At 46.9% G+C, this 13952-nt stretch carries 12 protein-coding genes; 4 read left to right on the top strand and 8 right to left on the bottom strand.

Annotation, left to right across the window (positions count from 1 at the left end):
- The first annotated feature begins 174 nt into the window (after nt 1-174).
- The 3 genes from DA100_RS11930 (at nt 175) to DA100_RS11920 (ending at nt 2546) form a co-directional block, all read left to right on the top strand.
- Nucleotides 175-1479: a TolC family outer membrane protein gene (locus DA100_RS11930; protein ID WP_138972338.1), complete on the top strand. Its 1305-nt coding sequence runs from the start codon at nt 175-177 to the stop codon at nt 1477-1479.
- A gap of 1 nt (nt 1480) precedes the next feature.
- Nucleotides 1481-2092, top strand: a complete 612-nt coding sequence (locus tag DA100_RS11925) for an OmpA family protein (RefSeq protein WP_138972337.1) — start codon at nt 1481-1483, stop codon at nt 2090-2092.
- 100 nt (nt 2093-2192) lie between these two features.
- Entirely contained in the window at nt 2193-2546 is a 354-nt protein-coding gene (locus DA100_RS11920; RefSeq protein WP_138972336.1) for a DUF2750 domain-containing protein, read from the top strand.
- Nucleotides 2547-2581: 35 nt separating this feature from the next.
- On the opposite strand, the gene queC is transcribed toward DA100_RS11920, so the two are convergent.
- Entirely contained in the window at nt 2582-3265 is a 684-nt protein-coding gene (gene queC / locus DA100_RS11915; RefSeq protein ID WP_138972335.1) for a 7-cyano-7-deazaguanine synthase QueC, read from the bottom strand.
- Nucleotides 3266-3276: 11 nt separating this feature from the next.
- Entirely contained in the window at nt 3277-3945 is a 669-nt protein-coding gene (gene queE, locus DA100_RS11910; protein WP_240800915.1) for a 7-carboxy-7-deazaguanine synthase QueE, read from the bottom strand.
- Nucleotides 3946-4100: 155 nt separating this feature from the next.
- On the opposite strand from queE, the gene DA100_RS11905 reads away from it, so the two are divergent.
- Nucleotides 4101-4910, top strand: a complete 810-nt coding sequence (locus DA100_RS11905) for a Cof-type HAD-IIB family hydrolase (RefSeq protein ID WP_138972333.1) — start codon at nt 4101-4103, stop codon at nt 4908-4910.
- A 22-nt stretch (nt 4911-4932) separates the two neighbouring features.
- Here the strand turns inward: DA100_RS11905 and DA100_RS11900 are convergent, their stop codons facing one another.
- The 6 genes from DA100_RS11900 to prpC form a co-directional block, all read right to left on the bottom strand.
- Entirely contained in the window at nt 4933-6255 is a 1323-nt protein-coding gene (locus tag DA100_RS11900) for an NUDIX domain-containing protein (RefSeq protein WP_240800914.1), read from the bottom strand.
- A 101-nt stretch (nt 6256-6356) separates the two neighbouring features.
- Nucleotides 6357-6851, bottom strand: coding sequence for a GNAT family N-acetyltransferase (locus DA100_RS11895; RefSeq protein ID WP_138972331.1), 495 nt, complete (start codon nt 6849-6851; stop codon nt 6357-6359).
- A gap of 107 nt (nt 6852-6958) precedes the next feature.
- Nucleotides 6959-8836 carry a propionyl-CoA synthetase gene (locus tag DA100_RS11890; protein ID WP_171052213.1) on the bottom strand — a complete coding sequence of 626 codons (1878 nt, stop codon included), beginning with the start codon at nt 8834-8836 and terminating at the stop codon, nt 6959-6961.
- Between the two features lie 54 nt (nt 8837-8890).
- Entirely contained in the window at nt 8891-10069 is a 1179-nt protein-coding gene (gene prpF, locus DA100_RS11885) for a 2-methylaconitate cis-trans isomerase PrpF (RefSeq protein WP_138972329.1), read from the bottom strand.
- Nucleotides 10070-10078: 9 nt separating this feature from the next.
- The gene (acnD, locus tag DA100_RS11880; protein WP_138972328.1) at nt 10079-12676 is read right to left on the bottom strand and encodes a Fe/S-dependent 2-methylisocitrate dehydratase AcnD; all 2598 of its coding nucleotides are present in this window, start codon (nt 12674-12676) and stop codon (nt 10079-10081) included.
- A 69-nt stretch (nt 12677-12745) separates the two neighbouring features.
- Entirely contained in the window at nt 12746-13888 is a 1143-nt protein-coding gene (gene prpC / locus DA100_RS11875; RefSeq protein WP_138972327.1) for a 2-methylcitrate synthase, read from the bottom strand.
- Between the last annotated feature and the right edge of the window lie 64 nt (nt 13889-13952).

Below are 13952 nucleotides of genomic sequence, written 5' to 3'. Positions count from 1 at the left end.
ATTTTTTAATCCTTGTCGACAATTAACAACTTAGCAACACAATAAATGCGTTTTTCATTAGTTTTCTGCTACTAAGAGTGTTATTTTATTGGCGCTATCGATGGATAAATCTCACAAACGAGACAAAAAAGTTGAGTATTATCCTCAATTACGAGCACTTCGAGGAGAGTCAGAGTGAATTGGAATAAGTTGAAAGTACTAAGTTGCGCGGTTGCACTTAGCTTTCCAGCACATAGTCAAACATTAGAGCAAGCAGTTGCCTACACCATTACTACGAATCCTGAAATTAAAGCATCATACAATGAGTTTATGAGTAAGTTTTATGACTCAGAAGCATCAACTGGCGCTTACATGCCTAAATTGGATTTAGATGCAGGTATTGGTTATGAAGCGGTTGACTTGGCATCAGGAACCGAAAATGAATTGACCCGTAAAGAAGCGACTTTGACGCTGACACAGTTGTTATGGGATGGTTCTGCTACTCTTAACGACATGGATAGAACTGCTGCAGACGCCGAGTCTGTTCGATTCCAACTTCTTTCCGATGCCCAAGATATCGCTCTTCAAGTGACTAAGATTTACTTGGACGCGACAAAAGCATATGAAGTGTTAGCTCTTTCTGAAAGTAATCTGGCTGTACACAAAGAGATTTATCGTGACATCAGCAAACGTGTTGATTCAGGAATAGGTTCAACAGCGGATTTATCACAAGTAGAAGCACGTTTAGCTAAAGCGCACGGCAACTTGCTCGCTGCGCAAAACAACCTGTTTGATGTCCACACTCAATTCAAGCGTATCGTTGGTCAAGCTCCACAAGGGTTAATCTTCCCTCGTGCCGATCAAACCGCAATCCCTTTCACAGTGGATGAAGCTTTAGACACCGCATTTGACTCACATCCAGTGATCAAGATAGCTCAAGCTGACGTCGATTCCGCTCGATTCCAATACGACCAAACTAAAGGCGTTAACTACCCAACACTGTCAATCGAAGCCAACCAAACTTGGCGCGATGATGCCGGCGGCATTGAAGGTGGCAGCGACGAATTCTCTGCAATGCTACGTATGCGCTATAACCTATACAACGGTGGCTCTGATGCAGACCGTTCAGAGAGCGCAGCATATCAGTTGAATAAAGCGAAAGATTTCCGAGATCGTACATTCCGCACTGTTGAAGAAGGTTTGCGTCTATCATGGAGTGCTCTTGATCTAACCGTTCAGCAAAAAGAGTTTCTTGCTGACCACGTAGACTCGGCATCTGACACCGTTATTGCGTACCAAAAGCAGTACAAGCTCGGCAAACGTACCCTACTTGACTTGCTCAACACTGAGAACGAGTTGTTCGAGGCTCGCAAAGGTTACCTAGATGCTAAGTATGACGAGCAGTACGCTAAGTACCGTGTTATGAATGCAACGGGCAACTTGATGGCGGCACTACGTGTGGATACACCTGAAGAGTGGAATAAGAAGGTAGAATACTAAGATGAAAAAAACAGTACTTTCAGCGCTTGTCACTGCAACCATTTTTGCAGCACCACTCAAAGCCGAAGACACGTACGAGTATCGCGCAACTCCAACTCCGAATCAGCTAGCAGACTTGCTGGACGAAGATAAGGATGGTGTGATTAATGCGCGCGATTTATGTCCTCAAACTCCGGCTAAAGCCGATATCGATAACGACGGATGTGGTACTTACATCAAAACAGAAGAACAGCTAAACCTGCATATTCTGTTTGCTAACGATTCGGATCAGATTCAACCCGCTTTCTTACCTCAGATTCGTGAGATGTCTGCCTTCCTTGAATCTTACCCGTCAACGTCGATCGAACTTCGTGGCTATGCAAGTAAAGTAGGTAAAGCGGAATACAACATGGCTCTATCTGAGCGTCGAGCACAATCAGTAGAAAAGGCATTGCTTGAAAACGGTGTTGCTTCAGACCGTGTCCGCATTATAGGTTTCGGTGACACAGATCTTGAAGCATTAGGCACAGACGAAATCAGTCATGCGAAAAACCGCAAGGTAGTGGCAACGGTTGTCGGCCACAAAGGTAATGTTAAAGAAGAGTGGTCAATCTTCACTAAGATTGAGAAATAACCATTTGTTTTTGATTAAGGGAGCTTCGGCTCCCTTTTTTATTTTGCTTTTGGGTGATGAGTGTTACCCTAGCAGCAATTAAACGTATGAGATAAAACCAATGAGCAAATTAACTTCTGATATTCAAGCAAACCTTGAGCTATTCGTTTCAGAAACTAAGCAATCTAAGCTAGTTTGGGGCATGCGAAATGAAGAAGGCTGGCTGTCTTGTGACTCTACTGAATTTGAAAACAGTGAAGTAATGCCATTCTGGTCAAATAAAGAAGATGCACAAGCGCACAATGTTGAAGAGTGGGCAGACTTCGAAGTGCTAGAAATCCCACTGGATATTTTCGTTGAAGATTGGTTGCTGACTCTTGCTGAAGATGGTGTTCTAGTTGGTACTAACTGGAATGCTCAACTTGAAGGTAAAGAGATGGAGCCATCAGATCTCGCGAAGATGTACCTAGACTAATGACCAAAAGCGTCCCTCGGGACGCTTTTTTGTTCTTATTGCTTGGCCACTAAGGCTGCTATCACCGCTTCGCGGTTGTCCAAATAGTCATTTAGACCGACTTTTCTCAGTTCGCATGATGGGCAATCACCGCATCCGTCACCAATAATCCCGTTGTAGCAAGTCAGGGTTTTCTCACGTACAAGTTGCAGAGCGTCATATTGATCCGCCAATGCCCAAGTCTCGGCCTTATTCAGCCACATCAATGGGGTCGCAATCTCTAGTTGGTAGTCCATACCCTGAGCTAACGCGTTGTTCATCGCTTTAACGAAATCATTACGGCAATCTGGGTAGCCAGAAAAATCCGTTTCACATACACCAGTGATCACTGTTTTCGCACCAATCTGATAAGCATAGATACCCGCTAGGGTTAAAAACAGGATATTGCGACCAGGTACAAACGAATTTGGTAGGCCATTCTCTTGCAGTTCATGAGAAACCGCAATGTCATCACGAGTGAGGGAACTGATTGCCAGTTCATTCAATAGACTGACATCCATCACCTTATGTGCCTTAACACCCAACTCTTTTGCTAAGTTTTGTGCCACTTCGATTTCTAACTTATGACGCTGACCATAATCAAAAGTAATCGCGTGAACTTCATCAAACTGTTTAAGCGCTTGGACAAGACATGTGGTAGAGTCTTGACCACCACTGAATACTACAACGGCTTTGTTCATGATTGTTTCCTTTAAGCAATGCTGAGGTATTTGTGAGTTTGGATCGACAGACGCCAATTTCTAGCGATACAGACATCAATACACAGCTCGGTTGCACGGGGTTTTTGACTTATTGGCTGAAGCGCAATGGTGGTCGACTTTGGCACTTGAGCGCGTTCTAGCAAAGCATCCAGTTGGTCGATGTCTTTCTCAGTTGCTACTGGGTGCTTAATCTCATTCGCTCGCAATAATGCACTGTCTAACACTGGCAGCTTGCCTTTCATAGCCACTTTTGGTGACACTGTCACCCATGTATTTTCGCTAGCTACAACGTCATAAGTTCCGCTGGTTTCTATCTGACATTGGCAACCCATGGCTTCAAACGCAGCCGTTAGAGGACGAAGATCGTAAATACAAGGTTCACCGCCAGTAATCACAATATGTCGAGCGGTGTAGCCTTGCTTGTTGTACTCATTAACAATGTCTTGTGCTGATACACTACACCAAGTCGGAGAGTCCTCTTTCTTGGTTAGGATTTCTTCAAGCGAGCATTCGTCTTGCGGCGTCGCATCCCAAGTTTGCTTAGTATCACACCAAGCACAACCCACTGGACACTCTTGCAATCTGACAAATACCGAAGGTACGCCCGTAAAGACCCCTTCTCCCTGAATGGTTTGAAACATTTCGTTAATCTTATACAACTTAAACTCAGCCTAAATCATCATCAAAAGTTTGCAGGAACGAGACCTTAAAGGACTCCAAGTTGAAGGTCAACTAATTCATAAATTGATCATTCGAATCTCAGCCATTATGCTGGGCTCTTTTGCGTCGTCTACGCTCTATTTTAAGGTAAGTTATGTATAAATTGATTGCTCTTGATATGGATGGCACTTTGCTCACCAGCGAAAAGACCATTAGCGAGAGAACAAAACGCGCGATTGCCGAAGCACGTCAACGTGGCGTAAAGGTAGTTCTTGCCTCTGGTCGTCCTCTGGACGGCATGCAAGCGAAGCTAACGGAGCTCAACATTGAAGGTGACAATGAGTTCGTTGTTTACTTCAATGGCTCAATGGTGAAAGAACTGGGCACCAACAAACTGATTCACACTGCCATCATTGATGGTAAGCGCGCGAAACAAGTTGCAGCACTGGCGCTACAACTAGGTGCTTACTGTCATGCCTTTAGTGCAGAGCTAGGGCTTATCACCCCAAAGCACAATGAATTCACTCAAATTGAATCCACTATTAACCAAATTCCAGTAACCGAAATGGACTTTGAACAACTTGATGACAACCACGCTATCATCAAGGCCATGATTGTTGCCGAGCCAGAAACCCTGACCAAACTGGTTGATCAGATCCCACCATCGGTGCGAGAGGAATTTACCATTGTTCAAAGTGCGCCTTTTTTCCTAGAGTTTCTGAGTCTCGACAGTAATAAAGGCGTTGGTGTCAAAGCCATTGCAGATTATCTAGGCATTAAGGCTGACGAGGTGATTTGCATGGGTGATGCTGAAAATGATCACCACATGCTCGAATATGCTGGGCTTGGGGTTGCGATGGAAAACGCGATGGAACAGACCAAAGCCATCGCCAACTATATTACGTCGAGCAACAATGACGACGGAGTTGCAAAAGCTATTGAGCAATTCATTTTGAACAAATAAGCCCTAATGCACAAAGGCAGCGTTACGCTGCCTTTGCTTTTGCTCTGATAAGTATTGCGAACACAATCAGCAATAACGGGTATCTAAGTGTTTCGACAATCAGCGAATAGAGGCCGCTTGAGGACACAGAGGTCGCAGCATAACTGACCAGCAAATAGGTTATGACCATAGCAAACATAGCAATCACCGTATCCTTGCCATTCGCCTTTTTCTGCTCTGTACGCTGGGTTGAAACCAAACCGAACACCGTCACTATTATTGCTAACCAATAAGTAAATACAGGTATTGGCCAAAAGATGGTGAGCAGTGTCGCGGCAAAAACCAGCATACCCCAAACCAGCTTCGATGAGAGTAATACCATCGCATCCACTTCGGTTCGGTTTTGTAGTCTAATGATATGCCATGCACATAAAGCACCTAATAACGCGCCACTAATACTGTCAATCATGAAAGCAGCACCACTGTAAAACTTGGCAATAGCGAGCCAACTCACGGCAATCAGAAGCATGATTGACCAACGATTAAGATACAGTTTTTTCAGTGCATCAAGAACCAACACACCCACACAAAGCCAAACGGCTATTGGTAAACTCGGTAAGCCAAATCCATAACTTGATGCCAACTCTACAGCAGGCAGATACACATGCGGCCGCGGAAGTGCAAACCCCTGTTGAGCAACAAGGCTAAGTAGTGATGTTACGGTAACGGCAAAGAACGCTCGATAACAAAACTCCTTACCAAATCGCCAATAAAGTAGAGGAAATAACCCCAATAGAATTAGCGGATTGGCAAGATAATTACCGGCGAGCAACATTAGGTCTAAAACCGTATAAATATACTCAGGCATCTTGAGCAAAGAGTGTTGCAGTTGCACCATCCAACCGAGTTCTAACTGATTGAAAAATGGCGCCGCCTCGACGAGATTGCCCACGTAAAGTACGCTCTGATCGGTGGCATTGGGCAAAGCATCAATCAACCACTGAAGTTGCTCTGGAAAACGATAGTCTTCCTTAGGCACCAGTTGCGGATCGACTAACATTGCAGACGATATCTCAATACCATAATGTGGAGCAAACCAAATGGGTAACTCGTTACCATCGAGCAGATTGTTGTATTGGAAAGCGACAATATCTGAGTCAGCAACACAATCATAAAACGCAGCGTTATCACTCCGACCTAATTCATTGCCTACAGAAACCACCAGCCCAGTCTCTTCCCACGCTTCACGTTGAGCCGCCAGCTTTGGATCTTCACCACTGGCGATGGTGCCTGCTGGCAGTGAAAGCTTGCTGGTAATAATTTCATTGACCATCACCACTTTCTCGCCTGAGCGAATAACGCACACCGCCCCCTTTAAATTTGATGAGTCTGACTCAGCCACAGAGGAAAGAGAAAAGAAGGCTGAGATCAGACATATAAAGGTACTAACTATATTAGAATAAAAACTCATGATGCTGGCTTGTGTTTCCCGACTGACTTACGTAACCAATGAATATGATGTTCAAAACCGAACTGCTGATAGAATTCGACCGCTGAAGCATTAAATTGCCACACTTCAACAAAAACTTCCTGTACACCGTACTCGACAAAGCGTTGTTCTATTTTTTGGCAAAGTTGATTCGCCACACCTTGTCCACGATATTCAGGGCAGATAAATAGCTCATCGATGCTCCCCATTTGGATCGGCTTACTAACTGTAGAAATGAGTTCGCAAAAATGCCCCGTGATAAAGCCTATGATGGCGTTAGCCTGACATGCCACAAAAACAAGACATTCAGGATCGTCTAGATAGCGAGCAATGCTTTTTTCTTGCTCTATATCTTCTGCTGTTTTGAAGTAGTTAGGGCATTGACGATGGTGCTCATCATGAAGCTGGTACATCAGTTCATTAAGCTGTTCGAGATCGTTTTCGCCTGCAGAACGAATTGATACTGGGTGCATAAATATTTTTGCGTTACAAATAAAGTGACAGTGTGGCGGTTTAGTCAAATTTTTTCAACAAAAAAGCCCCTTTGTATGAGGGACTTAAACTACGTAAGGCGCGCCAACTAAGAGTGAAGTGCTTTTTCTATCTCTTCTAGACTTGTTGGATCATCAATGGTTGATGGTACCGTGTATTGCTCACCATCAGCAATCTGGCGAATGGTACGGCGTAGAATCTTACCAGAACGTGTTTTAGGTAAACGCTCAACCACCAGCGCGTGTTTAAAGCAGGCTACCGCACCAATCTGTTCGCGTACCTTATTGATCAATTCACCTTCGAGTTGTGCATCATCAACTTTCACACCATCTTTAAGTACGACGAGACCAAGAGGTAACTGACCTTTTAAGTCATCATGCACGCCAACGACAGCGCATTCAGCAATTGCAGGGTGGCCGCCAACTATCTCTTCCATCTCACCGGTTGATAGACGGTGTCCCGCAACGTTAATCACATCATCGATACGCCCCATAATGAATAGGTAGCCCTCTTCATCAAGATAGCCACCATCACCAGAAACATAGTAGCCTGGGAACTGGCTTAGATAACCGGATTCAAAACGGTCATGGTTACGCCACACCGTTGGCAAACAGCTTGGTGGCAGTGGGCGCTTCAAAGCAACAAAGCCCTGTTGATTCGCCTCAACAGCCTCGCCAAGCTCATTAAGGATCTCAACTTGATATCCTGGAATAGGCTTGGTCGCTGAGCCCGCTTTCACTGGCATCATCTCAATGCCCGTCGGGTTTCCGGCAATTGCCCAACCTGTTTCAGTCTGCCACCAATGGTCAATCACTGGCTTGTCGGCCTTGCTTTCCACCCACTCCAATGTTGGTGGATCAAGGCGCTCACCGGCCATAAAGATTGTGGTTAATTTTGATAGGTCGAACTGCTTAATGAAGTGACCATCCGGATCTTCCTTCTTAATCGCACGAAACGCGGTTGGCGCTGAGAACAACACATCAACCTTGTGCTCTTCGCACACTCGCCAGAAGGCACCAGGATCTGGAGTACGCACTGGTTTGCCTTCAAACAGCACCGTGGTACAGCCATGAATCAATGGCGCGTACACAATATAAGAGTGACCAACCACCCAACCCACATCAGATGCTGCCCAAAACACGCCATCTTGTGGGATGTTGTAGATGGAGGTCATTGAGTACTTCATTGCGACCGCATGACCGCCATTGTCTCGAACCACCCCTTTTGGTTTGCCCGTTGTGCCCGATGTGTAAAGGATATAGAGCGGATCCGTTGCCAGAACAGGAACGCAAGCATGTGGCAACGCAGATTGATACGCTTTGTGCCAATCAATATCACGTTCACTCTCTAGAGAAGCTTCACACTGAGACCTTTGCAGTACAATGACGTGCTCAGGCTTCCAACGGCTGTCCATAATCGCTTTATCGACCAATGGTTTGTATGGAATGACTTTGTTCACTTCAATTCCACACGAGGCTGTCATAACGACTTTGGGCTCAGCATCTTCCAAACGCACCGCAAGTTCATTGGCAGCGAATCCGCCAAATACCACCGAATGAATAGCACCAAGACGAGCACAAGCCAACATCGCCATTGCCGCTTCAGGTATCATCGGCATGTAAATAACAACGCGATCGCCCTTTTCAACGCCCTGCTGAGCAAGCATGCCAGCGATTTTTGCCACCTGATCACGTAACTCACGGTAGCTGTAGCTTCGCTTGGTGTCAGTGACCGGAGAATCATAAATGAGTGCAGTTTGTTCACCACGCCCCTGCTCACAGTGATAATCCAGTGCAAGCCACGAGGTATTCAGTAGCCCATCGGGGAACCAACGCTCTACACCATTCTCGTCGTTCGCCAATATGGTTTCCGGTGCTTTGAACCAATCGATATGTTTTGCCTGTGCCCCCCAAAACGCTTGTGGTTGATTGAGGGCCCATTGATATTCTTTTTCATATGCAGACATATTGCTTCCTCCAGTATGTCTCGACATTGCTTGTAGGTAGTCAGATTCAGTCAACTACGCAAAGACATCGGAGGGTACGTACACAAATCCCTCCATAATGATTCGAGCACTTCGGCTCATAACCGCTTTTTCAACGAGCCATCCGTTGTCGCTCTCGCTCGCCTTAGCACCTACTTTCAAAGTTCCAGAAGGGTGACCAAATGTGACCGACTCACGCCCTCCCCCTCCTGCGGCCCTGTTTACTATCGTGCCTGGTACACATGCAGCGGAAGCAATGGCTACCGCCGCTGTGCCCATCATCGCGTGGTGCAACTTGCCCATTGACAGAGCACGGACCAGCAGATCAATCTGCTGCTCTTCAACCACTTTACCGCTCGAAGAAACATATGTTTTCGCCTCACTGACAAAGGCCACTTTCGGCGTGTGTTGTCTCGCTTGTGCTTGTTCGACTGAGTCAATCAAACCCATCTTTAGCGCACCATATGCTCTAATTGTTTCAAAACGCTCCAAAGCATCTTGATCATTGTTAATGTCTTGCTGTAGCTCACTGCCTGTATAGCCAAGAGCATGAGCATCAATAAAGATGGTTGGAATACCCGCATTGATCATCGTCGCTTCGAAACTACCAACCGACGGTACATTGAGTTCATCAATAACATTGCCGGTCGGAAACATACTGCCCGAGCTGTCCCCTGGCTGCATAAAATCAACCTGAATCTCCGCTGCTGGGAAGGTCACGCCGTCTAGCTCAAACTCCCCAAGCTCCTGCACTTGCCCATCAACAATCGGCACGTGAATCACTATCGTCTTGCCGATGTTTGCCTGCCACACTCTGACAACAGCAACACCATTGTCAGGGATGCGTTCAGGGTCGACTAGCCCTGCATGGATCGCAAACGGGCCAACTGCCGCAGACAAGTTGCCACAGTTACCGCACCAATCGACAAACGGCTTATCTATCGCGACCTGACCAAATAGATAGTCAACATCGTGTTGCGGTTTTTCACTCTTAGAAACGATCACTGTTTTACTGGTGCTAGACGTTGCGCCGCCCATGCCATCAATTTGCTTAGCGTAAGCATCAGGGCTGCCAATGACACGCATTAACAGACGGTCACGCGCTTCACCGGGCTGTTGAGCTTCCAACGGCAGGTCTTGCAGACTGAAAAACACCCCTTTGCTGGTTCCGCCACGCATATAGGTCGCGGGTACTTTAATCTGACGTAGTTTCATGACCGTCACCTACTGAGCTAAGAAGTCTTGAGCAAAGCGTTGCAATACGCCGCCAGCATTGTAGACATTAACCTCGTCAGCCGTATCTAATCGGCATGTCACAGGCACATCAAATTTCTCACCGTTTGCGCGAGTAACGACAAGTGCCAGATCCGCTCCCGGCTTGAGCTCACCGATTACGTCGTACAATTCATTGCCATCAAGCTCAAGAGTTTTGCGGTCTGTCCCCTGTTTGAATTGCAGCGGCAAGACCCCCATACCCACTAAGTTGGTTCGGTGAATACGTTCGAAACCTTCAGCAACAATTGCTTCAACACCCGCAAGGCGAACTCCTTTAGCAGCCCAGTCGCGAGAAGAACCTTGGCCGTAGTCCGCACCCGCAACAATAATCAGTGGTTGCTTACGATTCATGTAAGTTTCAATCGCTTCCCACATGCGTGTCACTTTGCCATCCGGTTCGATTCGCGCTAACGAGCCTTGTACAACTTCACCATTCTCCTTGACCATTTCATTAAACAGTTTCGGATTGGCAAAAGTTGCACGTTGCGCGGTAAGGTGGTCGCCACGGTGCGTCGCGTAGGAGTTAAAGTCCTCCTCAGGAACATCCATGGAGGCGAGATATTCTCCAGCTGCACTGCTTGCCAAAATTGCGTTCGAAGGTGACAAGTGATCCGTTGTGATGTTGTCGCCCAATACCGCCAGCGGACGCATGCCTGATAACGTGCGTTCTCCCGCTAACGCCCCTTCCCAGTATGGAGGACGACGGATATATGTGCTCTTCTCACGCCAGTCATAAAGAGGATTGCTGTTACGTTGTTCATCATTAAGTTTGAACATCTGGATGTAAACCTGCTTGAACTGCTCGGGTTTTACATGCTTGCCAACAACTGCGTCAATTTCTTCATCACTTGGCCAAAGGTCATTGAGGTAGATAGGATTGCCATTTTGATCATTACCTAGCGAATCACGTTCAATATCGAAACGCATCGTTCCGGCTAAGGCATAAGCAACAACCAAAGGAGGCGACGCTAAGAAGGCCTGCTTAGCATAAGGATGGATACGGCCATCGAAGTTTCGGTTACCTGACAACACTGCCGTCGTATAGACATCGCGATCGATGATCTCTTGTTGAATATCTGGGTTGAGCGCGCCACTCATCCCATTACAAGTAGTACAGGCATACGCAACAATCCCAAATCCGAGCTTCTCCAGCTCAGGAAGCAGACCAGCGTCCTCAAGATAGAGTTTGGCAACTTTAGAACCCGGCGCGAACGATGATTTAACCCAAGGTTTACGAACAAGCCCCAACTGGTTGGCTTTTTTCGCCATCAAACCAGCCGCGACCACGTTGCGCGGGTTACTGGTGTTAGTACACGACGTAATCGCAGCAATGATCACGGCACCGTCTGGTAACTGACCATCTTCAACCTCTGGCTGCTCTGCTGGTGACATCGCAATTCCACGCTGGGTTAATTCCGATGTTGGCAATCTGCGGTGTGGGTTCGATGGACCGGCCATATTGCGGCTGACCTTTGATAAATCGAATTCCAATAAACGTTCATATTGCGCGCTTTCTAAATCATCAGCCCATAAACCCGTCTGTCTTGCGTATTGTTCAACCAGAGCCACTTGTTCGTCATCACGACCAGTTAACTTAAGGTAGTTAATGGTCTGCTCGTCGATGTAGAACATACCTGCTGTTGCCCCATATTCAGGCGTCATGTTCGAGATCGTTGCTCTATCACCAATAGTAAGGTCTCGAGCACCCTCTCCGAAAAACTCCAAGTAGGATGAAACAACCCGTTCTGTGCGCAAGAACTCTGTAATCGCTAAGACAATATCCGTCGCCGTGATACCCGCCTGACGTTTACCAATCAACTTCACACCAACGATATCTGGCAATCTCATCATTGAAGGGCGGCCCAGCATGACCGTTTCGGCTTCCAAACCACCCACACCAATCGCGATAACACCAAGAGCATCGACATGTGGAGTATGGCTATCGGTGCCAACGCAGGTATCGGGATAGGCAATGCCGTCTTTTGTTTGAACAACCGGAGACATTTTCTCAAGGTTGATTTGGTGCATGATGCCGTTACCAGCAGGGATCACGCTGACGTTCTCAAATGCGGTTTTACACCATTCAATGAAATGGAAGCGATCTTCGTTACGGCGCTCTTCGATTGCTCGGTTCTTCTCAAATGCATCAGGTTCAAAACCCGCGTGCTCAACGGCTAACGAGTGGTCAACAATCAACTGAGTTTCAACCACTGGATTGACTTTAGCAGGATCGCCGCCTTGCTTTGCAATGGCATCGCGAAGACCAGCCAGATCGACCAATGCCGTTTGACCAAGAATGTCATGGCATACAACACGAGCGGGATACCAAGGAAAATCATGATCACGCTTGCGTTGGATAATCTGTTGTAGGCTTTGAGTTAACGTGTCTGGATCACAGCGACGAACTAGCTGTTCGGCAAGGACACGTGAAGTATAGGGTAATGTTTCATATGCCCCTTCACAAAGGGCATTGACAGCTTCTCGGGCATCATAAAAATCAAGATGAGTTCCCAGAAGCGGTTTGCGATATTGGGTGTTAACAGTCATAGCGGCTTCCATTCAGGTAAATCGTTTTTCTTCACTCCCTCAAACTGCGAGGGAGCAGTTTTTGTGGGGTTACCTGTTTTCGATTGGTACCCAATCTTGATGATCAGGGCCTGTATAATCCGCGCTCGGACGGATGATGCGGTTGTTTGCACGCTGTTCGTAAACATGCGCTGCCCAGCCAGTTAAACGGCTCATCACAAAGATTGGCGTAAACAGTTTGGTTGGGATGTCCATAAAGTGGTACGCCGAAGCATGGAAGAAATCTGCATTACAGAATAATCCTTTCTCGCGCTTCATTACCGCTTCTACGCGCTCGGAAACCGCGTACAAATGAGTATCGCCCACAGCCTGTGAGAGCTCTTTTGACCAACGTTTGATCAGTGCGTTACGAGGGTCACTCTCACGGTAGATCGCATGACCAAAGCCCATGATCTTGTCCTTATTGGCTAGCATCTGCATGATATTAGCTTCAGCTTCATCAGGCGTTTGCCAATCCTCAATCATCTCCATAGCCGCTTCATTCGCACCACCGTGAAGTGGCCCACGCAATGTGCCGATAGCCGCCGTAATACATGAATGCAAATCGGACAATGTTGATGCACACACCCGCGCCGCAAACGTCGACGCATTGAACTCATGCTCTGCATATAAAATCAATGAGCAGTGCATCACCTGCTTGTGCATGTCTGTGGGTGTTTTATCTGTCAACATTTTAAGGAAGTAGCCACCGATACAAGTCTCAGACTGATCTGCCGTGTCTATGCGCACACCGTCGTGACTAAAGCGATACCAGTAACAAATAATGGCAGGAAACAGCGCTAGCATACGTTCTGTCGCAGCAACCTGCTCATCAAAGCTGGTTTCTTGCTCCAAGTTGCCCAGCACAGAACAACCTGTGCGCATAACATCCATCGGATGCGCAGAGGCTGGGATCAACTCCAGTGCCTGCTTTAGTTCTGCTGGCAGGCCACGTAAACTGATGAGGCGTGTTTTGTATTTATCCAGTTCTGTTTGAGTTGGAAGGTGACCGCGTAACAATAAGTGTGCAACTTCTTCGAACTGCGCATTGTTAGCTAGGTCGGTAATGTCGTAACCACGATACGTCAATCCTGTTCCGGTTTTTCCGACAGTACACAAAGCCGTGCTACCTGCGCTCTGACCACGTAGGCCTGCGCCGCCTAACTCTGCTGTTTTGTTTGATGCTTGAGACATTTTGAACTCCTTTTCCATCGGCTACTGCTCTCTTTAGCGGAGCGATTTGATAGCCGACGATTTC

The sequence above is a fragment of the Vibrio sp. Hep-1b-8 genome (genome assembly GCF_006124995.1).
Classification (GTDB): Bacteria; Pseudomonadota; Gammaproteobacteria; order Enterobacterales; family Vibrionaceae; genus Vibrio.
Note: the sequence above shows the minus strand (reverse complement) of the source record. Positions and strands in the feature narration are given on the sequence as shown.